Source organism: Paenibacillus sp. FSL K6-1096 (genome assembly GCF_037977055.1).
Taxonomy (GTDB): domain Bacteria; phylum Bacillota; class Bacilli; order Paenibacillales; family Paenibacillaceae; genus Paenibacillus_AQ.
The window spans coordinates 6,807,752-6,831,723 of sequence record NZ_CP150274.1 but is presented as its reverse complement, the minus strand read 5'-3'; the positions used below and the strand labels follow the sequence as shown (position 1 = coordinate 6,831,723).

25 protein-coding genes and 1 riboswitch are annotated in these 23,972 nt (G+C 56.6%); of the genes, 12 read left to right on the top strand and 13 right to left on the bottom strand.

Annotated elements, in window-relative coordinates:
• The first annotated feature begins 128 nt into the window (after positions 1-128).
• Positions 129-1,367 carry a beta-ketoacyl-ACP synthase II gene (fabF, locus tag MHI24_RS29960; RefSeq protein ID WP_340023197.1) on the top strand — a complete coding sequence of 413 codons (1,239 nt, stop codon included), beginning with the start codon at positions 129-131 and terminating at the stop codon, positions 1,365-1,367.
• A gap of 92 nt (positions 1,368-1,459) precedes the next feature.
• Here the strand turns inward: fabF and MHI24_RS29955 are convergent, their stop codons facing one another.
• From MHI24_RS29955 to MHI24_RS29925, 7 genes are all read right to left on the bottom strand, one after another.
• On the bottom strand, positions 1,460-2,887 hold the full coding sequence (locus MHI24_RS29955) for a glycoside hydrolase family 43 protein (RefSeq protein ID WP_340023196.1): 1,428 nt from the start codon (positions 2,885-2,887) through the stop codon (positions 1,460-1,462).
• Positions 2,888-3,106: 219 nt separating this feature from the next.
• Positions 3,107-4,177 carry an ABC transporter ATP-binding protein gene (locus tag MHI24_RS29950; RefSeq protein ID WP_340023195.1) on the bottom strand — a complete coding sequence of 357 codons (1,071 nt, stop codon included), beginning with the start codon at positions 4,175-4,177 and terminating at the stop codon, positions 3,107-3,109.
• A 220-nt stretch (positions 4,178-4,397) separates the two neighbouring features.
• A complete protein-coding gene (locus MHI24_RS29945) occupies positions 4,398-5,369 on the bottom strand; it encodes an aminoglycoside phosphotransferase family protein (RefSeq protein ID WP_340023194.1) in 972 nt (323 codons plus the stop codon).
• Positions 5,370-5,372: 3 nt separating this feature from the next.
• Positions 5,373-6,341 carry a sugar phosphate isomerase/epimerase gene (locus MHI24_RS29940; protein ID WP_340023193.1) on the bottom strand — a complete coding sequence of 323 codons (969 nt, stop codon included), beginning with the start codon at positions 6,339-6,341 and terminating at the stop codon, positions 5,373-5,375.
• Between the two features lie 43 nt (positions 6,342-6,384).
• Complete coding sequence (locus MHI24_RS29935) at positions 6,385-7,455, bottom strand: Gfo/Idh/MocA family oxidoreductase (RefSeq protein WP_340023192.1); 1,071 nt, start codon at positions 7,453-7,455, stop codon at positions 6,385-6,387.
• A 51-nt stretch (positions 7,456-7,506) separates the two neighbouring features.
• Positions 7,507-8,604 (bottom strand): Gfo/Idh/MocA family oxidoreductase, encoded by a 1,098-nt coding sequence (locus MHI24_RS29930; protein WP_340023190.1) that lies wholly within the window; start codon positions 8,602-8,604, stop codon positions 7,507-7,509.
• Entirely contained in the window at positions 8,597-9,364 is a 768-nt protein-coding gene (locus tag MHI24_RS29925; RefSeq protein WP_340023189.1) for a sugar phosphate isomerase/epimerase, read from the bottom strand. Before MHI24_RS29925 ends, MHI24_RS29930 begins: the two co-directional genes overlap by 8 nt.
• 285 nt (positions 9,365-9,649) lie before the next feature.
• Here MHI24_RS29925 and MHI24_RS29920 point away from each other — a divergent pair, with 285 nt between their 5' ends.
• On the top strand, positions 9,650-10,468 hold the full coding sequence (locus MHI24_RS29920; RefSeq protein ID WP_340023188.1) for a helix-turn-helix domain-containing protein: 819 nt from the start codon (positions 9,650-9,652) through the stop codon (positions 10,466-10,468).
• Between the two features lie 3 nt (positions 10,469-10,471).
• On the opposite strand, the gene MHI24_RS29915 is transcribed toward MHI24_RS29920, so the two are convergent.
• Positions 10,472-10,684 carry a hypothetical protein gene (locus MHI24_RS29915; protein ID WP_340023187.1) on the bottom strand — a complete coding sequence of 71 codons (213 nt, stop codon included), beginning with the start codon at positions 10,682-10,684 and terminating at the stop codon, positions 10,472-10,474.
• Between the two features lie 222 nt (positions 10,685-10,906).
• Between MHI24_RS29915 and MHI24_RS29910 the strand changes: the two genes are divergently transcribed.
• Complete coding sequence (locus MHI24_RS29910) at positions 10,907-11,587, top strand: TIGR00266 family protein (protein ID WP_340023186.1); 681 nt, start codon at positions 10,907-10,909, stop codon at positions 11,585-11,587.
• A gap of 102 nt (positions 11,588-11,689) precedes the next feature.
• On the opposite strand, the gene MHI24_RS29905 is transcribed toward MHI24_RS29910, so the two are convergent.
• A complete protein-coding gene (locus MHI24_RS29905; RefSeq protein WP_340023185.1) occupies positions 11,690-12,163 on the bottom strand; it encodes a transcriptional repressor in 474 nt (157 codons plus the stop codon).
• Between the two features lie 172 nt (positions 12,164-12,335).
• Here MHI24_RS29905 and MHI24_RS29900 point away from each other — a divergent pair, with 172 nt between their 5' ends.
• Both MHI24_RS29900 and MHI24_RS29895 read left to right on the top strand, forming a co-directional pair.
• Positions 12,336-12,911 (top strand): hypothetical protein, encoded by a 576-nt coding sequence (locus MHI24_RS29900; RefSeq protein WP_340023184.1) that lies wholly within the window; start codon positions 12,336-12,338, stop codon positions 12,909-12,911.
• 97 nt (positions 12,912-13,008) lie between these two features.
• Entirely contained in the window at positions 13,009-13,683 is a 675-nt protein-coding gene (locus MHI24_RS29895; RefSeq protein WP_340023183.1) for an S-layer homology domain-containing protein, read from the top strand.
• A gap of 75 nt (positions 13,684-13,758) precedes the next feature.
• On the opposite strand, the gene MHI24_RS29890 is transcribed toward MHI24_RS29895, so the two are convergent.
• From MHI24_RS29890 to MHI24_RS29875, 4 genes are all read right to left on the bottom strand, one after another.
• Positions 13,759-14,508 (bottom strand): amino acid ABC transporter ATP-binding protein, encoded by a 750-nt coding sequence (locus MHI24_RS29890; RefSeq protein ID WP_340023182.1) that lies wholly within the window; start codon positions 14,506-14,508, stop codon positions 13,759-13,761.
• 12 nt (positions 14,509-14,520) lie between these two features.
• Positions 14,521-15,189, bottom strand: coding sequence for an amino acid ABC transporter permease (locus MHI24_RS29885; protein ID WP_340026840.1), 669 nt, complete (start codon positions 15,187-15,189; stop codon positions 14,521-14,523).
• Positions 15,190-15,257: 68 nt separating this feature from the next.
• A complete protein-coding gene (locus tag MHI24_RS29880; RefSeq protein ID WP_340023181.1) occupies positions 15,258-16,106 on the bottom strand; it encodes an amino acid ABC transporter substrate-binding protein in 849 nt (282 codons plus the stop codon).
• 240 nt (positions 16,107-16,346) lie between these two features.
• Complete coding sequence (locus MHI24_RS29875) at positions 16,347-17,867, bottom strand: DHA2 family efflux MFS transporter permease subunit (RefSeq protein WP_340023180.1); 1,521 nt, start codon at positions 17,865-17,867, stop codon at positions 16,347-16,349.
• 182 nt (positions 17,868-18,049) lie between these two features.
• Here MHI24_RS29875 and MHI24_RS29870 point away from each other — a divergent pair, with 182 nt between their 5' ends.
• The 7 genes from MHI24_RS29870 (at position 18,050) to thiE (ending at position 23,952) form a co-directional block, all read left to right on the top strand.
• Complete coding sequence (locus tag MHI24_RS29870) at positions 18,050-18,679, top strand: TetR/AcrR family transcriptional regulator (RefSeq protein WP_340023179.1); 630 nt, start codon at positions 18,050-18,052, stop codon at positions 18,677-18,679.
• Positions 18,680-18,747: 68 nt separating this feature from the next.
• A riboswitch (TPP riboswitch) is annotated at positions 18,748-18,850 on the top strand.
• A 133-nt stretch (positions 18,851-18,983) separates the two neighbouring features.
• Complete coding sequence (locus MHI24_RS29865; RefSeq protein ID WP_340023178.1) at positions 18,984-19,751, top strand: ABC transporter ATP-binding protein; 768 nt, start codon at positions 18,984-18,986, stop codon at positions 19,749-19,751.
• Positions 19,735-20,508 carry an ABC transporter permease gene (locus MHI24_RS29860; RefSeq protein ID WP_340023177.1) on the top strand — a complete coding sequence of 258 codons (774 nt, stop codon included), beginning with the start codon at positions 19,735-19,737 and terminating at the stop codon, positions 20,506-20,508. Before MHI24_RS29865 ends, MHI24_RS29860 begins: the two co-directional genes overlap by 17 nt.
• Entirely contained in the window at positions 20,505-21,593 is a 1,089-nt protein-coding gene (locus tag MHI24_RS29855) for an ABC transporter substrate-binding protein (protein WP_340023176.1), read from the top strand. The genes MHI24_RS29860 and MHI24_RS29855 overlap by 4 nt, the downstream gene beginning before the upstream one ends.
• Before the next feature lie 30 nt (positions 21,594-21,623).
• A complete protein-coding gene (gene thiM / locus MHI24_RS29850) occupies positions 21,624-22,421 on the top strand; it encodes a hydroxyethylthiazole kinase (protein WP_340026839.1) in 798 nt (265 codons plus the stop codon).
• A 32-nt stretch (positions 22,422-22,453) separates the two neighbouring features.
• Positions 22,454-23,284, top strand: a complete 831-nt coding sequence (gene thiD / locus MHI24_RS29845; protein ID WP_340023175.1) for a bifunctional hydroxymethylpyrimidine kinase/phosphomethylpyrimidine kinase — start codon at positions 22,454-22,456, stop codon at positions 23,282-23,284.
• Positions 23,281-23,952: a thiamine phosphate synthase gene (thiE, locus tag MHI24_RS29840; protein ID WP_340023174.1), complete on the top strand. Its 672-nt coding sequence runs from the start codon at positions 23,281-23,283 to the stop codon at positions 23,950-23,952. The genes thiD and thiE overlap by 4 nt, the downstream gene beginning before the upstream one ends.
• Positions 23,953-23,972 lie beyond the last annotated feature (20 nt).

Here is a 23,972-nt window from a genome sequence, read left to right as displayed (position 1 = left end):
TTGGGTTCCTGCCTTTCGCTGCTCTTCCTGATAATGTAGTAGTAATTATACTAGTATAAACTACAACTTGTAATAGGATAAGCAAAATGAAAAAATGAAGACATCCAGTATAAACAGGAGGAATTGAAATGGAACGTGTAGTGATTACAGGGATGGGCGTGATTTCACCGCTTGGCAATACCGTAGAGCAGTTCTGGAGCCGCCTGGCGGCAGGCGAGTCAGGAATTGTTCCCATTACTTCATTTGATACCGCACAGTTTAGCACCCGGATTGCCGGGGAAGTCCGGGGGTTTGACGCGGAGGCCCGGTTTGGCCGCAAGGAGGCCCGCAGGATGGACCGGTTCAGCCAGTTCGCGCTGGCCGCCGCTGAGGATGCCTGGGCACACTCCGGGCTTCAGCTGGATAAGGTTGACCGGGAACGCCTCGGCGTCTATGTAGGCTCAGGTGTCGGCGGTATCCAGACGCTGATGGAGCAGGGGGAGCTGCTGCGCTCACGCGGACCGGGGCGGGTCAGCCCTACTCTGATTCCAATGCTGATCTCCAATATGGCAGCGGCGGTGATCAGTATCAAGCTGGGGGCACTGGGCCCCACGCTCTCGCCCGTGACCGCCTGCTCGATCGGGAACACGGCGATTGGCGAAGCCTTCCGCCTGATCCGTTACGGCGGCGCCGATGTTATGATCGCCGGAGGGGCCGAAGCTGCGGTGACGGAGATCGCCTTGGCCAGCTTCGGCAATGCGACTTCGCTGTCCTCCCGCAACGAGGAGCCGCAGAAGGCCAGCCGGCCGTTTGACCGCAGCCGGGACGGGTTCGTCATCGCCGAGGGCGGAGCCATTGTGATTCTGGAATCCCTCTCCCATGCTCTGGCGAGAGATGCGGTCATCTACGGCGAAATCACCGGCTATGGGGCCAGCTCGGATGCCTACCATATAGTAGCCACCCACCCGGAAGGGATCGGCGCCTACCAGGCGATGAAGCTGGCGCTGAACGAAGCCGGAATCACCCCCGGGGAGGTTGATGTCATCAGCGCACATGCGACCAGCACGATTGTGGGCGACCGTTCAGAGACACTTGCCATCAAGAAGCTGTTCGGTGAAGAGGCCTACCGGATTCCGGTCACTGCGAACAAATCGATGACCGGTCACGCCCTCGGGGCTGCCGGCGGTCTGGAGGCCGTTGCCCTGCTCCTCAGCCTTCAGCATGGCCTCATACCGCCAACGGTCAATCTGGAGCAGGCCGACGAAGAGTGCGATCTGGATTATGTGCCGAACCGCGCCCGTGCAGCGGAGCTGAGGATCGGAATCTCGAATTCTTTTGGCTTCGGGGGGCATAATGCCGTAATTGTACTGCGCAGGTACGAGGAGTAAGGCGATTGGAATCAAACAGCAAACAGCGGACCCTTAGATTCACCGCGGGTCCGCTGTTTGTCATTTCACATCCTATGGAGGTCAGCTCCAATCTACTCCCGGGACATTTGGCTTCCCCAGACCGGAACGCCGTCTGCCGACAGCACTGTGAAGGTCATCACCTGGCCGGCGGCAGCCTCACTCCACTCCCGCAGGAACACGCCGCTGTACTCTTCACCTTCAATTGTCAGCTTCGCTGTATGCTCATTGCTCAGGCTCCAGGTCCCGGTCACTGAACCCGTTATGGTTCCATCTGCATTCAATGTAACGGGCTGAGATTCCGTAATCTCAGCCGAAATCTCCTTGCTGTAGATCACCGCCTGATATTCACCGCTTACTTCCCCGGCCGTGTATTTGCCGATCTTCTCTCCCCCGTACCGGTACGGCGCGGCCACCGGCCAGCCTGCTTCGTTCATGAACATCTGGTGCACCCGCACCTCATGCTGCTCGCCGCGGCCCGGGAACCGGGTGTGGAAGATCAGATAATAATTGCCGCTCTCCTCATCATAATAAGCGGAATTATGCCCTGGGGAGACATAACCCTCTTCGGTTGCAGCGGACTCCTTATCCGTATTCAGGAATTGATGATTCCCCATCAGCTTGACGCCATAAGGGGCATATTCCGGATCATCGAACAGAACACCGGCTGTTCCTTGCGCATCCAGCATAGGTCTGCCTGCGGAATCTTCAAACGGCCCATCCGGCTGTCTGGAGCGGGCAACCCGGATGTTGTAGCCGCCATTCGCATCCAGACCTCCGTAAGACAAGAACAGATAATAGTAATCCGTCTCCGGGCTGTACAGCATGTACGGGCCTTCGATCCGGGCATGATTCCCTCCCAGCAGCTTCTTGCCGTAGCCCTGGCCTTCCAGCGGGAAGCCGGTCGCCGGGTCCAGCTCCAGAATGAAGATCCCCCCGGAGTAGGAGCCGTAGACCATCCACAGCTTGCCGTCCTTGTCGAAGAACACATCAGGGTCGACTACATTCGGCTTCTGCGTGGCATCATACACCTCTCCGTCATCCCCGATGCCGGACATGCCCGACTTCAGAATAATCCCCTTGTTCTTATAAGGCCCCTCAATCTGATCCGCTACAGCAATCCCAAGCGCCGACAACGGGGAATCTCCCCTGCAGGCATCGTAATACATGTAGAATTTACCGTCCGCTAATTGAATAACATCCGGTGCCCACAGCGTGTCCGATTGCGCCCAGCTCAGCGTCTCGCTAAGCTCCTCGGTAACATTCGGAATCAGCACATTATCATCGGTCACGCCTGAAGAGATCTGGGTCCAGGACATCAGGTCCTTCGACTTGGCCGAGGCCAGATGGGAGCCGAATACGTAATACGTATCCTCCACCCGGATCACAGACGGATCATGAACCGACACATTCGCGAATACCGGTGCGCTTTCCGGACTCTCCCCGCCGCAGCCCGACAGCAGGGACAAAGAGATCAGCGCCGTTAAGGATGTCTTTCTCATCTCATCACAACCTCTCTATGTATACCCTTACATTTTGCTGCGAATCAATGGATTAGTCAATACTTTTATTTATAATAGTTCGTATTAGTTTATATTTATATGAAATATAACTAACTCTACCGCCCGCATCATTTCCCGAAAAGCGCAAAAAAGCGCCAGACCCATAAAGGTCTGACGCTGAGTAAACTCTATTGTCCGGTATAGATTGCCGGTATATTCTTAAAAGTCGCTGCTGTCCTTCACCAGAACCGGCTCCGGGTAAGCGTTGCTGAGCACGCGGCGCTGCTTCTTCACAACCTCAGGCGGCTCTACCGCAGGGGCCATCGGATGCATCAGCCAGGACTTCACCAGATGGGAATCCGATACCTTGTACATCGGAGGCTCCTTCTCCAGATCGACTGCCATCGCATACGAGCTGCGCAGCGCGAAGGCATCGCCCTTAGGCGGCTTGATGAGGTCGGGCGGAGTTCCAGGAATCGCAGTCAGCATTGTACCCTTGCTCTCCAGACTTGGCATGGAAGCCAGCAGGCCCCAAGTGTACGGATGTCTCGGATCGTAGAAGATTTCTTCCGCTGTGCCCATCTCAACAATCTGTCCGGCATACATAACCGCTACGCGGTCAGCCATTCTCGCCACAACCCCCAGGTCATGGGTGATGAAAATGATGGCCGTATCGATCTTCTTCTGCAGGTCCTTCATCAGATCAAGAATCTGCGCCTGAATGGTTACGTCAAGCGCCGTGGTCGGCTCATCGGCAATCAGCAGCTTAGGGTTCGCGGCAAGTGCCATCGCAATAACGACACGCTGGCGCATCCCGCCGCTGAATTCATGCGGATACTGCTGGAAACGGCGTTCCGGCGACGGAATACCTACCAGGCCAAGCAACTCAACCGCACGCTTATAGGCGGCTTCCTTGGTGATCGTCTCGTGCTTGAACAGCACCTCGGTGATCTGCTTGCCGACCTTCATCATCGGATTCAGCGAGGTCATCGGGTCCTGGAAGATCATGCCGATCTCCTTGCCGCGGATCTTCTGCATCTGCTTCTCATTCTTGGGGATCAGATCTTGTCCATCGAACAGAATCTGTCCGCGCTTATATTCGCCCGCAGGCTGAGGAACCAGCTTCATCACGGCCTGCGAGGTAACGCTCTTCCCGGAACCGGATTCGCCGACAATCGCCAGTGTTTCCCCTTTATTAACATGAAAGCTTACACCACGGATTGCCTGTACTTCTCCTCCGCGTGTTCTGAATGATATAGCCAGGTCTTTTACCTCTAAAAGGCGCTCCATCCTGTCACCCTCTCTGCTTCTTTTCAAATGTAATCGTCTTGCTCACTAACCCAAAAACACGCAATACTATTATTTTATCTATCGGAGGGGGGTGCCGTCAAGCTGTTTCTGAAAACGCCACCGCAACCAAACATTTCGTGTCATTTATATGTAAGTTCAGGCTAACTCCGTAAGGTGCTGAAAAGACCGGAATCTCCGCAGAGACCCGGCCTCAATTATGCTATGATACCAATTCAGTGAACAGTCTCCAGGACTCGGTGAGATTGTCATGCGCCCAGCGCACATGGTTCTCATCCTTATACTGGCGTGAGTAGCACTCAACGGCGAGGATCAAATCCAGGTGCAGGTCATATAACTGCTTCCGCAGCATTTCATTCCGGCTCGTAAAAGTCAGACCGTACCCTTCATGGAACGCCGGCGAGTTCTCGAAATGCCGGAAATAATACTCCTGCAGCACATCGCCCCACATTGCCCGCTCCCAGTCAATAATGGACACAACGGCCCCGTCCTGCACGAAAATGTTGCCGTTCCACAGGTCCCAGTGCACAAGGCGCGGCTGACTCACTTCATCAAGCGCAGGCAAATAATGCTCCAGCACCTGCTCGAATTCAGGAAGAGAAGCGGGCAGACGGGCCCCCAGCCTGTCCGCATCCTGGAGCACATTCAGCAGCATGGACCGGAAGGTCTCCCTCCAGGAGTGTCCGTTCGCGCCCGGTACTTTGCCGAACAGTCCGAAGGCCGGCCCCTCAATCTCATTAATTCTGCGCTGAAGCCGTCCAACCTCGAATTCGATGGCAGACTGCTGCTCCGCCGTCAGAGTCTCCTTGATCTCGTTGTACGGCTGCCCTTCCACCTTCTCCAGGAAGAAATAAGGAGATGTTATCAGCTTCAGAGTCTCATCATAGCTGTAGACTTCAGGCACAGGCACTCCGCCCGCAGCACGCATCAGCCTCAGCGCCTCCACCTCGGCCCGCATAATATCCTTCTCATAGCTTAAGACTTCCGTCTCCGGTGCAGGAGCTACCTTCAGGATCACTGACCGGCCATCGCTAAGCTCCAGATCATATGCCGTATTGAAGAACCCTCCGGTCAGCTCCCGGCTGCCTGCAATCCTTACATCGTTGCCAAAAGCAGCCGCCGCCAACAGCCGAAGCTCACTGTCCTCCAGCTTAACCTTGGTGAAGCTCTCCACCCGTTAGACCCACCACATCTCGGAGACAGGCTCCTCAATCAGCACCTGCTGGAGGTTGGCGACCGCCTTGGAGAAGCCCTCTTCGATCGACATCAGGCCGTCTTCGTGTTCAATACTAACCACATAGTCGTATCCGACAAGACGCAGCGCGCTCATCATATCCGCCCAGACCTTGACATCGTGTCCGTAGCCTACGGAACGGAACTGCCAGGCACGGTCCAGCATCTTCGTATAGGACTGCATGTCGGTCAGACCATGCTTGTTCACATTGACCGGGTCAATGACGGTATCCTTCGCATGGAAGTGATGGATGGCCCCTTCGCGGCCCAGAATATGAATAGCCTGGACCGGATCAATGCCCTGCCACCACATATGGCTAGGGTCAAGGTTGGCCCCGATCGCTTCCCCGGCAGCTTCTCTAAGTCTGAGCAGGGTAGCCGGAGTGTGCACCGAGAACCCGCCATGCAGCTCAAGACCAATCTTCACATCATGTGCAGCAGCGAAGGCCGCCTGCTCGGTCCAGTAAGGGATCACCTTGTTCTCCCACTGCCAGTCCAGAATCTCCTGGTAATCATTCGGCCAAGGAGCCACCGGCCAGTTCGGATATTTTGCACCTTCATGGTCGCCGGGACAGCCGGAGAAGGTATTGACCACCTTGACGCCCAGCTTATTCGCCAGTTTAACCGTGTTCACAAACACCTCATGATCCTTATCTGCCAATTCCTTCTGCGGGTGCAGCGGGTTGCCGTGGCAGCTTAGCGCGCTGATCATCAGTCCGCGTGATTCTACCGCATCCTTGAAGGCCTTCAGCGCAGCTTCGTCCTCCAGCAGCTCCTTCGGATTGCAATGGCTGTTGCCGGGATAACCGCCGGTGCCGATCTCTACAGCCTTCAGCCCTTTAGAAGCCACATAATCCAGCGCGTCCTCGAACCCCCGTCCGCCGAACAACACCATAAATACTCCAAGTTTCATTTGCAGATGCCACCTCTCCATAGGTTACATTGTGTACAGCTAGTTAAGCTCCGTACGTGTCGAAATTCTTCACCGTCTCATTACGCTCTGCTGCTTCAAAGATCGCCTCAATCAGCTTCAGGACGCGGAGCACCTCGGCGTTCTTGACAATCGGCTCTGCGGTGCCCTCGATCACTTCAGCCAGATTATTATAGAAGCTGGACGGAAGCTCTGAGGCGGCCGGCAGGTCCTGGGTGGTTGTCGCGCCTTCTGAAGGCGGAGCCATGGTCTTGGTCAGGCCCACACCGGCACGGATCGGTGTCGGTTCGATTTTCTCCGATTCGTGGTTGGGGGCTACAATTCTTCCCCGCAGCGACCAGTCTTCAATGATCGCCGTCCCCTGCGTGCCCTTCACATACCATCTGGGCATGGTAATGAAATTGGTCGTGCCGACCTCGACAACCGCTCTGATCCCGTTCTCGAACTGCAGGATTGCATCGAAGCCGTCATCTACATCATTGCCCAGAATAAAGCTCAGATTGCTGCTGACACTGGTCACCTTGCTGTCGATCATGAACAGCAGCTGGTCCAGCAGATGCACGCCCCAGTCCAGCAGCATCCCGCCGCCCTGCTCCTTCACATGGCGCCAGTCCCCGGGAATTCCGTTGGCTCCATGCACGCGGGATTCAATCTGAAAGAGCGAACCAATCGTTCCCTGCTCATACATCTCCTTGATTACGCGGAAGTCCTCGTCCCAGCGTCTGTTCTGGTGCACCATCAGCACCCGGCCCGCTGCCTTGGCGGCGGCCTGCATCTCAGTGAATTCCGCCGAGGATAAAGCAACCGGCTTCTCGCAGACAACATGCTTGCCCGCCTGGAAGGCGCGGATGGCAATGTCCTTGTGCACATCGTTCGGGGTTGCGATCAGCACAATGTCCACCGCCGGATCTGCCAGCACCTCCTCATAGCTGGAATACGCGGTATACCCTGCCTCCGCCGCCAGAGCGCGCCGCTCTTCCAGCAGATCGTAGGCGCCTTGCACCACTACACGGTCACTCTCTTTGACCAGCTGCGTATGGTAGCTGCCCATTCCGCCGTAACCAACGATAACTACAGTATGTTTGATTGAACTCATGGATTCCACTCCTGTTTTGTCTGAATAGTCGCGTGAACCGGTCAGGTGCTCTTAGTTGTCTTCGCTTCCGTCGAAATACACGGCACGGCCGGTACGGGCCGATTCGTATACTGCCTCCAGAATCTGGGTAACGACATAGGCCTGCTCCGGCAGAACTACCGGGTCCTTGTCTTCTCTTACCGCTTCCAGCCACAGGCGGGCTTCACGGTCCGCTTCATTCTCGGCAGCACCGCTGTAGAAAGCGACTCCGCCGGAGGACAAGTCTACCTTGGTCTCATAGAGGCGTCCCGCGCGCTCCCCGTTCAGACGCAGGCCGTCCTTCATGTCCGCTCCGCCTTCTGTACCGGCAAGCAGCGTCTTCGCTTCGCCAAATTCGGACACATTAAGCGCCCAGCTCGATTCAAGTACAATTGTAGCACCGTTCTCCATCGTAATGAAGCCGAAGGCGGAATCTTCAACCTTGAACTGCTCAGGGTCCCACGGGCCAAAGGCGTTCGCTGCATTCTTGCGCTGGCCCAGCTTGTGGAAGGTGGAGCCTACAACCATACGCGGCTTGTAGTTATCCATCAGCCAGAGGGTGAGGTCAAGCGCATGGGTACCGATATCGATCAGAGGGCCTCCGCCCTGCTTCTCTTCATCCAGGAACACGCCCCAGGTTGGAACCGCACGGCGGCGCAGCGCAATTGCTTTGCCATAATAGATATCGCCGAGCTCTCCGCCCTCGCACAGCCCCTTCAGATATTCGCTGTCCGCACGGAAGCGGTTCTGATAGGCGATCGACAGCTTCTTGCCTGTACGCTTGGCGGCATCCAGCATCTCTTTGGCCTGTGCAGCCGTCTTGGCCATAGGCTTCTCGCACAGCACGTGATTGCCGGCTTCCAGTGCAGCAACCGTAATCTCGGAGTGGCTGTCATTCGGTGTGCAGACATGAACAATGTCGAAGCCGCCAGCCCCCAGCATCTCACGGAAATCGGTGAACACCGCAGCGCCTTCTGCGCCGTAAGTCTTAGCCGCCTCCTGGGCGCGTTCTTCCACGATGTCGCAGAACGCCACCATTTCAGCATCCTCCTGGCGGGCCAGGCTTGGCATATGTTTGCCGTTTGCGATACCACCGCAACCGATAATAGCAATCTTGAGTTTGTTAGACATGAATACTTCCTCCTTGTTTCTCGTAGGTTCTGATCCAGTTCAAGCTGTCCTCTACACTTGCAAGCGGCGAACGGCTGCAGAAGTCCTGCTCCACCACTGCCCACTCCACACCGGCCGCAGCGGCCGCTTCAATAACTGCACCCAGTTCGACTTCACCTTCACCCAGCACAACCGTCTCCGGGGAGCCGTCTTCGCGCTTCTTCAGGTCCTTCAGGTGGATGATCGGCAGACGTCCTGCATACTTATGGATATATTCTGCCGGATCATACCCGCCATAATACACCCAGCAGGTATCCATCTCTACCTGCAGCTGCTCTGCAGGCACCGTATCGAACAGATAATCGAACGCAGGCTGTCCCTCAACCTTCTCAGTGAATTCAAAATCATGATTATGATAAGAAAGAACCGCTCCGCCTTTCAGGCACTTGTCCCCGATAACACGCAGGTTAGCTGCCACTTCAGGCCAGTTGCGCTGTTCTTCCGTCAGATACGGCACAATCAGATTACGGTTGCCGATCTCCAGGTTGAAGCTGATCTCCTGCTGCGTATCATTCAGCATCGCCTCATACGGGCGGTGAGCTCCTACAGCAACGAGTCCTGTCTCTTCCAGCAGCGCCTTCACTTGGGCGGCAGTACGGCCGAAGTAGTTGAAGAACTCTACGCCACTGTAACCCATCTCAGCCACCTTGCGGATCGTTCCTTCGAAATCCTGTTCCAGTTCTTCTCTTACCGTATACAGCTGAAGTCCTACCTTCAACATTCCTTGTTCCTCTCCTTATATGATCCGGAGTCATCCTGATCCTGCCGCTGCCGCATTCCTGAACAAAAGGGCTGCAAACGCCGGAGGGAATGAAGTGCTTAAACTTCCACCCATCGCTTCCAGAGTTTGTCAATGCAGCGAATTGCGCCGCAATACGGCCTCCTCCACATCATTTGTATGTTTTTTGCTTAGGTACATGGTAATATGAAAGCGTATATAATAAAATGAATAATATGATTAAAACATGAACAATCTGCTTATCATTTCATTCATCCGGGAGGACTCATGACACAAACCGCAGCTTGCCATATTCTATCCGCCGGATTCTCCTTCCACCGCAAGCCGTTTCATATGTCGCGCAGCGAAGGTGTGCAGTATTATCTGCTCCGGCTCCAGACCGAAGGGCGCAGCCGGACCAAGGAGAACGGCGCCATTACCATTGTCGAGAGCGGGGATCTGATGCTGTTCGCCCCGACCGATCCCTACTACTTAAGCATTGACAAGGAGGTCTACCCTGTCGGCAAACCGCGCATCGAGAGCGGGGATTACCATATCTTTTGCAGCGGCCCCTGGATTGAGGAATGGTGGGGGCGCAAGGCGCGTCCTGCTGTACTCCGGCTGCCGCTTAGCGACCATATTCTGGGACTGTTCCGCCAGCTGGTGCTGGAGCAGCGCCGCCTGTCGGATTCCTCGCCGGAGATTTCCGCTTGTTATCTGCAGATTCTCTGCATGGAGATTGACCGGCTGATGACGGACCAGCCCGTGATTTCCCCGAAGGCTTATCTGGCTTACCGCATGAAGCAATATGTTGAGGAGCATGCCTCTTACGCCTTCCGGCTGGAGGATGTCGCCAGCCATGTGGATATCTCGGTCTCCCGCGCGGTGCATCTGTTCAAGGAGGCGTTCGGCACGACAATTGTGAAATATGTAAATGATGTCAGGCTCGACATGGCCCGGGAGAAAATCACCTTCAGCCCCATGCCGCTGGAGCATGTCTCCGAGACCTGCGGCTTTGCGAACTATACGTACTTCCACCGCGTGTTCCGCAGCCGGTTCGGCATGTCACCCAAGCAGTACCGCATTCACAGCAGAGCGCAAGCCTAGCCTTTAGGATGCCTGAAGACATGGATAAGGAGCGCCATCCTGGAAGATCCGCTCCTTATGCTTGATTCTATTCAACTGTTGTTGCTTGCCCGGGGTCACTCTGACATGCTGGGAGATGGCGGCATAATCCTGGTTCTGCCTGCGGTTTCTTTCCGCGCACCAGGCGCCGGAGCGCTCTGCCTTGCGCAGGGCTTTTTGCGTTCGTGTACGTGCCATAATCGGCTGCACTCCTTGTCATACTGGATTCAGTGCGGTGAGCACTGTTATTTTAATTTTAACACACTTAGAGGTAGGTTGCCCGGCAGAGTTCATTATATTCATTTGCTGCCAAGCCTGTTCATTGAGCGGCAAGCCCGCCTTGCGGGAGGACTGCTTATTCTAGTATTCTTGATGAATACTTAGAATACCAAGAAACGCAGAATCAGGAGGAGAAATACAATGAGATATGATGTACTGTATGACGGTGCCTTCGCGATGCTTAAGGTATTGCTGGAGCCGGGTGAGAGCGTGAAGGCCGAGATGGGGGCAATGGTCGCCATGTCGCCGAATGTGGAGCTGAGAGGAACGGTTGACGGAGGCATTATGCGCGGTCTGGGCCGGATGCTGAGCGGGGAGAAGTTCTTCTTCCAGGAGCTGACCGCCACGCGCGGACAGAGCGAGGTGCTGCTCTCCCCCGGAGCCATCGGCGATATTCAATCCATTGAGCTGGACGGCTCGTACAAGCTGATCGTGCAGAAGGACGGCTTCCTGGCTGGAACTCAGGGCATTCAGGTCAATACCAAGATGCAGAATCTTGCGCGCGGGCTATTTTCCGGCGAAGGGTTCTTCATTCTGGAGATCAGCGGCAAGGGAACCGTGTTCCTCTCCTCCTTCGGAGCCATCCACGCGGTGAATCTGGGACCTGGCGAGGAGATCATTATCGATAACGGGCACCTGGTGGCCTGGCCGGATTATATGCACTATAAGATAGAAAAAGCAGCCTCCGGCTGGCTGAACAGCTTAACCAGCGGCGAGGCGCTGGTCTGCCGGTTCCGCGGCGAAGGCGTGGTGCTGGTTCAGACCCGGAATCCGGGAAGCTTTGGTACCTGGATCAAATCGTTTGTACCTAACCGCCCCTAGGTACACCCGGAGCCGGCTCCACGAAGCCGCACAGCGCGAAGAAGCGGGCTGAATCATCAGCCCGCTTCTTCTATGAACGCTACCTCTTCAGCACCGCTTCTGTTAAGAGACGGCCCGGCAGTCCTTCTCACCCTTGCAGCCGGTTTCCTTGCAGCTATGATAAGTGCCTTTGAAGTCCAGGCGGTGATCGGTCACGAGGAAGCCGTATTCACGGGCTACCCGCTCCTCCAGCTCCGTCAGCCAATCCTCCTTGATCTCCTCCAGCTTCCCGCATACATTACAGATCAGGTGATGATGCATATGCTCGTGATCCTCGCCGCGCAGGTCATAACGGGCCACGCCGTCGCCGAAATTCATCTTCTCGACAATATGAAGCTCACACAGCAGCTCCAAGGTACGGTATACAGTTGCCAGTCCAAGATGCGGATAACTGCGCTTGACCAGCATGTATACTTCCTCTACGCTCAAATGCTCCTTCTCCTGATCCAGCAATACACGCAAGATGGCCTCACGCTGGGGAGTCAGCTTATAATTATGCGCCGCGAACTGCTGGCTGATATTTGCTACTGGGTTCACCCGGGTTCCCACCTTTCTGAAAAGAAGAACAATTCCCGCCAATAATTAGTAATCGTTACGATATAAGCATATCAAACTTGCCGCCTAATGAAAAGTCCTGCTCCTATTATACACCACCGGACTCTTTTCCCATATCTTATAGAAACAAATCTCCAAAGTGAGGATGATCCGGATGGTGAAAGTTAACTCTAAACCGTGGAAGCCGCTGGTTACAGGGCGCGTGCTGCGCCAGGTTGCCGCAGCCATGCTGCCGTTCTACCGGAGAATTGCCGCAAGCCGCAGCTATGCCCGGGAATGGACAACCGCTATTGTCTCGGCGGACCTCGACCTGATGCGCAGCTTGCTCTCCCGTATCCCGTCTCTGGAAGGCGTAGATAATTACGGCACGAACGGCATCGGTTATTTCATCTCTTTTCCGTTTCCGCTGCCTATCGCATTCTACACCAACGGGACCACGATTCCACCGGGAATGGCCCGTTACACCTTCAATACAGATGCTCACCGCTGTATCGCGCGCGCTGTTATTCCGCTGTACCGGGAGCTGGCGCGTAACCGCAATTTCGCGGAGAGCCTGGCGGCCGCAATCCGGCGAAACGATATCCGTGCGGTAAGAACGATGGTGCGCAGCCTGGTGAAGACAAGTGCACTTAAATCTGTAAGTATTGAAGAGAACGGGCTGGCCCTGCTGTTCCGCACCCGGTTCAGTAAATACCCGTACCGCAATCTTCTGTTTCAGGAGATGATGTAGCTGCTGGACCGCCTCAGACTGCAACCTTTTGCCGGCCTGGTTCGTATAGGGGTAAATACAGGCCGGAGCGGCCAACTTAACCAGAGGTGATTGCAGGATGATGATCAACAAGAAGGCCATTGCAGCGCTGACCGCGGCCACCCTTCTCTCGCTTACACTAGGCGCGCAGAGCTTCGCGGCAGACAGCAGCTTCAAGGATATCGGGAATGTGACCGGCAAGGACAAGATCAACACTCTGAAGCAGCGGGGTCTGATCAAGGGCATCTCGGATACCCGGTTTCTCCCCGGAGGAACCGTAACCACCGCCCAAGGCATGCAGTTCATCTCCGGCGGTCTCCAGCTTAGCCTGGCGGCTATTGATTTCAACAAGGCGCCTAAGGCCAGCGCTATTTTCCCCAAAATCAAGGACACTGCCTGGTATGCGGAAGCGTTCATTAATGCTCATTACAACGGTGTCGACATCCCTACGGATATTGATCCGGCCAAGCCGATTACCAAGGAACTCTTCACCAGCCTGCTGGTTCAAGCCGTGGAGAAGGCCGGCAACCTGCCGATGATTAACCTTGTTCCGGCGGATATTGCCGATGCCGATGCGCTTAATCCTTCTTATCAGGGCAGCATCCAGCGGTCGCTGAAGTACAAAATCAACACGCTTGACGCAAGCGGCAAGTTCAATCCGAAGAGCCAGATCACCCGCGCGGAAGCTGCCGTTATGCTGTTCAATGCCCTGGACTATCTGAAGTCCGTCAGCGATGGAGGAACACCGCAATAATATCCACCCCATAAACAGCCAAAGGCAGACCGGATTCTCTCCGTTCTGCCTTTTCCTGTGTCTTCTACTTCCGTGTTACTCTTCCCCGCTCAGCCTGTTCAGGAACTGCAAGGCCCGCGGATTCTTCGTCTGCTCCAGCACCTGCTGCGGCGTACCCTGCTCCAGAATGACTCCCTGATCCATCAGGATGATCCGGTCAGCGACATCGGCTGCGAACTTCATCTCATGAGTGACAATGACCATCGTCATCCCTTCCCGGGCCAGCTGTCTGATGACCTTCAGCACCTCGCCGACCAGCTCGGGATCGAGCGCCGAGGTCGGCTCATCGAACAGCAGCACCTCCGGCTCCACCGCCATCGCCCGGGCGATGGCCACGCGCTGCTGCTGGCCCCCGGACAACTGGTGCGGATAAGCATCGGCCTTGTCCGCCAGACCTACTTTGTCCAGCAGAATTAAGGCTTTCGCCTTCGCTTCCTCCTTGGACCGCTTCTGTACCGTAACCTGTCCCTCCATCACATTGCCGAGCGCAGTCATATGCGGGAACAGATTGTAGGACTGGAAGACCATTCCGGTCTGCTGGCGCAGGGACAGCAAGGTGCGCTGGGGAATTTTACCGCCGGGGGTGAACTCCAGCTTCACGGTATTCAGCGTCAGTCTGCCCTGATCCGGGATCTCCAGCAGATTGAAGCAGCGCAGCAGGGTGGTTTTGCCGGAGCCTGAAGGTCCGATAATCACCATAACCTGACCGTGTTCCACGGTGAGATCGACGCCCTTCAGCACCTCCAGCGGACCGAAGGACTTATGTAAATCGCGTATTTCTATCATCCGTATGCCTCCTTAACCCGCCGTATACCGGTCCAGCCGCTTCTCCAGCGCATTCTGCAGCGCCGACAGAACGGAGCAGAACAGCAGATAGAACAGCGCCGCTTCACAATAGAGCAGCAGCGGCTCGTAGGTGGTCGCGGTGATCTGCTGGGCCTTTCTGAATATCTCTACATAGGTGATGCTTGCTGCAAGTGAGGTGTCCTTCACCAGACTGATGAATGAGTTCGATAGCGGCGGCACCGACACCCGGACAGCCTGGGGCAGAATGACCCGGCGGAGTGCTTGTCTGCGGCTCATGCCGACAGAGAACGCGGCCTCCCACTGGCCTTTGGGGATGGACAGAATGGCTGCCCGGATGATCTCCGAGGAATAGGCCCCGACACTGAGCGTGAACCCGATCACCGCTGCCACGAACGGCTCCAGCACAATCCCGGCGGCAGGCAATCCGTAGAAAATAATAAACAGCTGCACCAGCAGCGGCGTCCCCCGAATCACCCAGACATAGAAGCGGGCGATCAGCCTCGGGATTCTCCAGGAGGACAATCGCGCAAGCGCGGTGATTACCGCCAGCACCAGGCCCAGGATGAAGGATACCAGTGCAAGCGGCAGGGTAAAAGCTACCCCGGCTTTGAACAGAGGCAGCAGCGAATCCAGGAAAATTTGCAATTGACGGTCATCCATCATTCCGATACCCTTCTTGGTCCTGCAGGGCGGAAGCCTGCGGCTCCACCCCGGTCCAGTTCGTTATTTTATTTCGATACATCTGCGCCAAAATATTTCTCGGAAATCTTCAGATAGGTTCCGTCGCTCTTCATGTCAGCCAGCGCTGCATTCACTGCCTGCACCAGCTCGTCGTTGCCCTTCAGGAATACTGCTGCACTATGCGAGCCTTCGGCAATCTCATCAACCTGCTTGATTTTGACATCCGGCCTCTGCTTCTTCAGGTCGAGATAAGACAAGCCGTCATTGACTGTGGCATCAATCCGCCCCGAGAGCAGCAGGTCGATCGCCTGGTTGAAGCCTTCAATGGATACGATCTCGGCACCGTTGTCGGTAGCGATTTTGCCGAGATTGCTGGTGAGCGACTGTCCGGCCTTCTTGCCCTTCAGGTCTGCAAAGGACTTAATGTCCTGGTTATCCTCCGGCACAATCAGCACCGCCTTGGATACAATGTACGGATCGGAGAAATCATATTTCACCTTGCGCTCGTCCGTAATGGAGACTTCATTGAAGATTGCATCGAAGCGCTTGGCATCCATTCCGGCAAAAATCCCGTCCCACTGGGTTTCAATGAACTCCGGCTTCACACCCATACGCTTGGCCACCTCTTCAGCAATCTCGACATCGAAGCCTGTCAGCTTGCCGTCCGCATCATGATAAGTGAACGGCGCATAGGTGCCTTCCGTTCCGATCCGCAGCTTCCCGCTGGCCTTGACGGCCTCCAGGCTGTTCTCCGCACCTGGTGCCGCGCTAGTCTGTCCCGCAGATTCAGACCCGCCATTCCCTCCAGTTGCTGAATTTTTAGTATTGTTGTTGCCGCAGGCTGCAACCATAATCATGGTCAGGAGCAGCACAATCGTCAGGCTTAATTTTTTCATTCGATTTATCCCCTCTCACAGCTTCTGTATAGGTACCGTGTGACCGGCAAAACGGATAGTTACACCGGCCTGGCTCCTGCGCCAATGACTTTTTCCGATTATATTAATCGGATTTATAACATATTCCATTTTCTAGTTTAGCTTACCCCGAAATGCTTGTTGGCATCACGGTACAACACAAAAACAACGCCCCTCCCTTAACAGGAGAAACGCTGCTCTATGCTTTCTGGGCTATGACAATTATCCGTGCGGGATCTCAGCCACCGCCCGCTCTTTCTGGTGTTCGCCTGCGGATTTGCGGCCCCGGCGGAGCAGAAGTCCAAGCACGGCGCCCCCCATAGCTACGAACATCATAATATGGAAGGTATCGGCGAAGCCTTGGGACAGAACGGTCTGCTTCGCCAGCTGCAAGGCTCCCTGGGAGGCTCCGGCGGCACTTTGGCCGGCTGCGGCTGCCGCTTCCTTCATCTCAGTCGCACGGGCCGTTGTTCTTGCCGTAAGAATCGTAACCAGTGTAGATACGGCAAGTGATGTAATAACCTGCTGCATCGAATTGGTCAGCGAAGTGACCCGGTTCACCAGGTGGCTCGGCGCTTTGTTCAGCAGATGCGTATTCATCGGCATCATCATCATTCCCATACCGGCACCGCACATAATCAGCGGCAGGATCAGATCGCGGCTCTGCGTGTTCAGATCGACGTGGGAATACTGGAATAATGCGCCGGAGACCAGGCTGAGTCCGCAGACGACAAGCCAGCGCACCCCGATCCGGTCGAACAGAATACCGGCGATCGGCATCATAAGGCCGGAGGCAATGGCTTGCGGCAGCAGCGTCAGTCCGGTATCGAAGGCACCGAAGCCGCGGGCCTGCTGCAGGAATTGCGGCAGCAGGAACAATGCGCCATACAGGCCGAACTGGGCAATCCACTGGACGATAATGCCGGTTGTGAAGTCAACGGACTTCAGAATCCGCAGCTCCAGCAGCGGTGTTCTGGAGCGCAGCTCGGCGATCACGAAGGCGATCAGGGCAACGGCTCCAAGCAGCAGGCCGGTCAGCGTCTTGCCTGAGGTCCAGCTCTGCGCCCCCTGGCTGACCCCGTAGGTGAGTGAAGCAAATGCCAGCGGCCCAAGAATGATCCCGAACTTATCCATGCCCGGGACAGCGCTCTTCGCCGCACCCGGCAGCTTGCGCAGCCCGATCAGCACACAGATAATGCCAATTGGAATATTGATCAGGAAGATCCAGCGCCAGGAATGATATTCCACCAGCCAGCCGGACAGCACCGGGCCAATTGCCGGGGCGAACAGCACCGGAATCCCCATAATTCCCATGACCACGCCGACCTTGCTCTTCGGTGCCAGCCTGTAGACGTAGGCCATCCCGACCGGGAGAACACAGCCCCCGCCCAGCCCCTGAAGGACACGGAAGGCGATCAGCCACTCTGCACTGCTCGGGGTCGCGCACAGAATAGAACCTATAGTAAAAACAATAACCGCTGTCAGGAAGACCGTCTTGGCTCCGAACCGGTCAGACAGCCAGCCTGAGAGCGGAATGACTGAAGCCTGGGCCAGCATATAGCCGGTCACCACCCATTGCAGCGTATGCAAATCCGTCTTGAAATCCACCACCAGCCTGGACAGGGCCACATTCATTGCCGTGCTGTCCAGAACAACCATAAATACGCCGGCAATGATCGCCAGCAGCGGCACCAGAATGCCGGACAGGCGGAAATCCGCGTCCTGCTTCAAGGTCTGATCCATATCTCTTCTCCTCCTGCGCTGTCCGCGGGCTGCATTGACCGGCGGGCAGGTTTATCTATATAATGGGTGAACGGACAACTGTCCGTTGTTGCATTTTATAGTCTACGGACAATTGTCCGTTCTGTCAATTCTTTTATTTGTTTTTCAGTAAATTGATCATTCATTTTCTGAAAGGGGACGTCATGAAGAAACCAGAAGCCATGCCGCCAGCTGATGACAACACACGGGGGCCTGCCGATCCCTATGTCGAGCGGATACTCGAAGCCGCCCGCCAGCTGTTCAACGAGAGCGGCCTGGAAGCCGTCAGCATGTACAGCATTGCCAAACGCGCGGGGATTGGACAAGGGTCACTCTACCGCCGCTTTACGGATAAGGGAGAGATCTGCTCGGCCCTGCTGAAGGGGAGCGCAGATCAGTTCCTGTCCGGTCTGGAGCAGCAGGTGGCTGCCGCTCCAGCTGAAGAGCCTGCGCTTGCACAATTGCAGCACAGCATAGAGCAGGTGGCTGATTTCATTGAGCAATATGCCGAGCTGCTGAATATGATCAAATCCGAGTTCACCGGGAAGAAACAGCTGACGCAGTTTGAGCATCCTTTTTTCCAGCGGCTGGGAGGAATTATGAGTGTTCTGCTCCAGCGGGCTGCGGCAAACGGGGAAATTATCGACATTGATCCGGCGTTCGCCAGTCCGGCGCTGATCGCTGTACTCAGTCCGGACCTGTACCTGTATGAGCAGAAGCGGCATCAGTCCTCCAAGCTGGATATCTCCCGGGGAATCGTCACTTTATTTGTTACCGGCCTCACCGCGCGCTGACCGAAGGCTCTTTACAACCGGGAATTTTATGGTATATTAAGTACCAATTACGAATTCAATAGCACCTGTTTTTTCACTAGGGGAGTCGGACGACTGAGACGAAGCTTGCGCTTCGGACCCTTGGAACCTGATCTGGGTCATGCCAGCGGAGGGAAGTGGAGCAGAAGAGTGTAGTAGTGCCGTGCGTTCTGCCGCCGCAGCTGACTGTACCTTCAGCCCCATTCATGTCCTCCGGGAATGAACGGGGCTTTTTTGTTGTTCGTATGGCTGTTATCCCATGCCGAGGAGGGCTGCATCCGGTCTTATGATTAATATTTCCAATCTCGCTTATACCTTCAGCGCTCCCCCATCCGGCCCTCCGGTGTTCTCCGGGCTCTCCATGCAGGTGCGCCGCGGGGAGTTCATCTCAATTGTCGGGGCCAGCGGCTGCGGCAAAAGCACCTTATTCCGCATCATCGCCGGCCTGCTGGAGCCAAGCAGCGGCACCGTTACGATGAACGGGGAAGTTACAGCCTCTGCGGCCGCGAGACTGGGCCAAGTCGCATATATGCCGCAGCAGGATCTGCTGCTGCCCTGGAGAACGGTGCTGGACAATTGCCTGCTGCCCTGGGAGCTGAAGCGCCACTGCTCCAAAGCAGCAGCTACGGCTGAGATCCGCGCCCTGCTGCAACGCTTCGGGCTGGCGGAGGCAGAAGCCGCATATCCGCATGAACTGTCCGGCGGGATGCGCCAGCGGGTGGCAGTCCTGCGTACGGTCGCTGCCGGGAATGAGCTGATGCTGCTCGATGAGCCGTTCGGAGCCCTCGATGCCATAACCAGGCGCTCTCTTCAGCTCTGGCTGCTGGAGCTCTGGTCTGAGCTGGACAAAACCGTGCTGTTCATCACCCATGATCTGGAGGAAGCGCTGCTGCTCAGCGACCGGATCTATCTGATGACCGGGCGGAGCGGGGACGGAATCCGGGAATACTCCCCCGGGCTTCCCCGCCCGCGCCATCACAGCCTGAGCTATGAACCGCAATTCGCCGCGCTGCGGCGGGATCTGGAGCTGATGCTGTATGAACACCGCAGCTAGAAGACTGCTCAGGAGTTACGGTCCCTCTGCCCTGCTTACTTGCTTGACGCTTGCGCTCTGGGAGACGGTGGCGCGCCTGGGCCTGGTTCCCCCGTTTATTCTGCCTGCTCCGTCCGCCATCTGGGTGGCATTAATCGAAGACCGCCGCCTGCTGTTCGGCCTGCATCTTCCTGCCACGCTGCTGGAGGTGCTCACAGGCTTCGCACTATCCGTAATCTGCGGATGTCTGCTGGGAACGCTTATGCACCTGTTCCGTCCGCTGGCCACAGCGCTGTATCCGCTGCTGATTATGAGCCAGACCGTGCCGCTGATCGCCCTCTCCCCGCTGTTCATCATGTGGTTCGGCTATACCTTGTGGAGCAAGGTGGCAATTGTATTTTTGACTGCCTTTTTCCCGGTGGTTATCGGCGCTTATGACGGGTTGTCCAAGAATACGGATGCTTACAGCCACCTGCTGCTGACATTAGGCGCGAACCGCTGGCAGATCCTCCGCAAGGTGGCCGTGCCTCTGGCCCTGCCCTCCTTGTTCTCCGGACTGAAGCTGTCGGTGGTGTATTGTGTGATCGGTGCAACGCTCGGGGAATGGCTGGGCGGCAGCCGGGGACTCGGCTATTTCAGCCGCCGGATGGCGGGGAATCTGCATAGCGCCGAGATGTTCGCGGCGGTGGTGCTGCTATCTGTTATGGGCATTGCGCTGTTCCTGTGTGTCGCCGGGCTGGAGAAGATTATTCTGAAGAAAAGAGGACGTTATTTATGACCCCATTCCGTTACAACCGCTATCTTAAAAGCAGCTTATCGAGGCCATTCCATTGTCTGATCTATGCATTAATGCTCTTTGCGCTTATGCTTCTGGGGGGCTGCGGCAATCCGGATCAGCCGGAGGCTTCCGGCTCTCAGGCAGAAGCCTCTGCCGCCCCCGAAGCCGGGACCGGCGGAGCAGCACACAAGCTGTCCATTATGCTCGACTGGTATCCGAACGCCGTCCATTCCTTCCTGTATGCGGCACAGGCTGAGGGTTATTTTGCCGAAGAAGGGCTGGACGTGGACATTCAGATGCCTGCTGACACGAATGACGCATTGAAGCTTGTTGCAGCCGGCAAAGTGGATCTGGCGCTCAGCTATCAGCCGCAGGTGCTGCTGGCCAGAGATGAGCAGATTCCGGTTCAATCCATCGCCGCCCTGGTCCGGCACCCGCTGAACCATCTCATGGTTGCAGAGGACAGCGGAATCACCCGCCCTGCCGAGCTGTCGGGCAAGCAGGCCGGATATTCCTCTGTTCCCCTGTATGAAGCCATGCTCAATACGATGGTGAAGAGTGACGGCGGAGATCCGGCAACAGTGAAGCTGGCCGATGTCGGCTTCGATCTGGTTCCTGCGCTCTCCACCGGCCGCGTGGACGGAATTATGGGCGGCTTCATCAACCATGAGCAGCTGATCCTGGAGAAGGAAGGCCACCCGGTCCGCTCCTTCAACCCCGTGGACTATGGAGTTCCAGATTATTATGAGCTGGTGCTGGTCGCCAGTGAGCAAGGGTTAGAGAAATCCCGGGACGAGTACAGCCGGTTCGTGAAGGCCATCCGCAAAGGCCAGCAATTCGTCGCCGCGAACCCGGACGCGGCCCTGAAGCTGCTGCTTGCCCATCAGGAAGACACCGCCCCGCTGGATGAAGCGATTGAGCAGCGCAGCCTGGAGATTTTGCTCCCGCTAATGGATGCAGGCACACAGCCTTTCGGCCACCAGGAGGAGGAGTCCTGGGAGAAGGTCGGCAAGTGGCTGAAGGAGAGCGGCCTGCTGGCTGGGGATGGCGGCAGTAAGGATGCTTTTGTCAATCTGGCAGAATAAACCTAATAACCCTTAACAGGAGGAATCATGATGTCATTTCTAACCAAGGTACGCCAGACCAACCCGCTGGTCCATAATATTACGAATATCGTAGTCGCGAACTTCACTGCGAACGGGCTGCTTGCCCTGGGGGCCTCCCCCTTCATGGCCGATGCGCCTGAAGAGGTCGCGGATGTGGCTGCAATGGCCGGAGCCGTTGTGCTGAATATCGGCACGCTGAATGATGCTGCTATCGCGTCCATGCTCAAAGCCGGGCAGGCGGCGAACCGGCAGGGCGTCCCGCTGGTGCTTGATCCCGTCGGTGCAGGCGCTACCGCTTACCGCACGGAGGTAACCGCGAAGCTGCTGGGCGGGCTACAGCTCACCGCACTGCGCGGCAATGTCGCCGAGGTGGCCAACGTCGCCGGGGAGAGCTGGGCCAGCAAAGGCGTCGATGCCGGGGCAGGCGAGGGCGATGCTGTAGCCTTAGCAGTCAAGGCTGCGCAAAAGCTGAACTGCGTTGTGATCATTACCGGCCAAGAGGATGTGATTACAGATGGCACGCGCACTTATATTGCCAGCAACGGCCATCCCATCCTCACCAAGGTTACAGGCACCGGCTGCCTGCTCAGTGCGGTGGTGGGTGCATTCCTGGCTGTAAGCAGCGGTAACGCGCTGGAGGCTGCAGCCGAAGCCCTCTCGTTCTATGGTGTAGCTGCCGAGCTTGCAGCTGAAGCGGCGGAGGGACAGGGTCCGGGCAGCTTCCAGATTGAATTCCTGAACCAGCTGTCCCTGGTAACGCCGGAGCTCTATAGCAGCCGTTCCCGGCTGGTCCTGCTTGGACAATAGAACCTTACTTGCCAAAGGAGAATGTACACAAGATGAGCATCAGTATAAGCAAAGCATTGACCATCGCCGGGTCTGACAGCGGCGGAGGTGCAGGGATTCAGGCGGATCTGAAGACGTTTCAGGAGCTGGGCGTGTATGGCATGTCCGCGCTGACCGCAATTACTGCACAGAATACGCTTGGCGTTCACGGAGTCTATCCGCTGGACCCTGAAGCGGTGGCGGCACAGCTTGAAGCGGTCGGCAGCGACTTGCCGCCGGATGCCATTAAGACCGGGATGTTATTCAGCAGCGGGATTATCCGCGTGGTCGCCGCCAAGGTGAAGCAATTCGGCTGGCAGCAGCAGCTCTTAATCGATCCGGTCATGGTTGCCAAGGGCGGCTCTCAGCTGCTGCTGCAGGAAGCGGTGGAGGCGCTGATTACCAGCCTGCTGCCGCTGTCTCTTGCCATCACGCCCAATCTTCCGGAGGCCGAGATGCTGACCGGCATGAAGATTCGGAGCCACGGGGACAGAGAGCAAGCGGCCAGAGTCCTTCATGCGATGGGACCGGAATATGTCATCCTGAAAGGCGGGCATGGCCCGGAGGGAGATGAAGCAGTGGATCTGCTCTACGACGGGCAGGAATTCAAGTATCTGTCCAGTCCGCGGATCGAGACCCGGCATACCCACGGTACCGGCTGCACCTTCTCGGCGGCGCTCACGGCAGCGCTGGCGGGCGGGCGCTCCATGCCGGATGCTGTCCAGTTAGCCAAGGATTTCATTCAAGCGGCCATTGAGGACAGTCTGAGCATCGGGGCAGGCCAGGGGCCGACCAATCATTTTGCATACGGAAAGCGTGTGCGGTCAAGGGGGGATCAGCGGTGAGCCGGATCAACAGCGAAGAAATACGCAGACTGCTGAAGCTCTACTTCATCATGGGCAGCGTCAACTGCCGGCTCTCTCCGGCAGACACCTTGACAGCAGCGGCAGAGGGCGGGATTACCCTGTTCCAATTCCGTGAAAAGGGTCCTGCCGCCCTTACCGGCACCGCCCGGCTCACACTGGGGAAGCAGCTCCGGCAGATCTGCCATGCCCATCAGATTCCCTTTATCGTCAATGATGATCTGGAGCTGGCTGCCGCGCTGGATGCGGACGGCATTCATGTCGGCCAGGACGATTTGCCCGCCCGGCTGATCCGGGAGCGGCTGGGGAATCACAAGATCATCGGGGTGTCTGCCCACAGCCTGGCGGAAGCGGAGCAGGCAATCGCAGACGGCGCGGATTATCTGGGGGTCGGCCCAGTGTACCCTACTAACTCCAAAGACGATGCCCAGGCCGTCCGGGGAACGTCAGTCATTGAGGAGCTGCGGCGCTGCGGACTGTCTATTCCTGTAGTAGGGATCGGCGGAATCACCGTGGACAATGCTCCCCCGGTCATCCGCGCCGGAGCGGACGGGATCTCTGTGATCTCGGCCATTGCCGGAGCGCAGCAGATCCGCAAGACGACCCGGAGCTTCGCCCAGCTTCTGGAGAGCGAATTTGCGGGACGATAGAGGTAAATCTGTTGAACGGT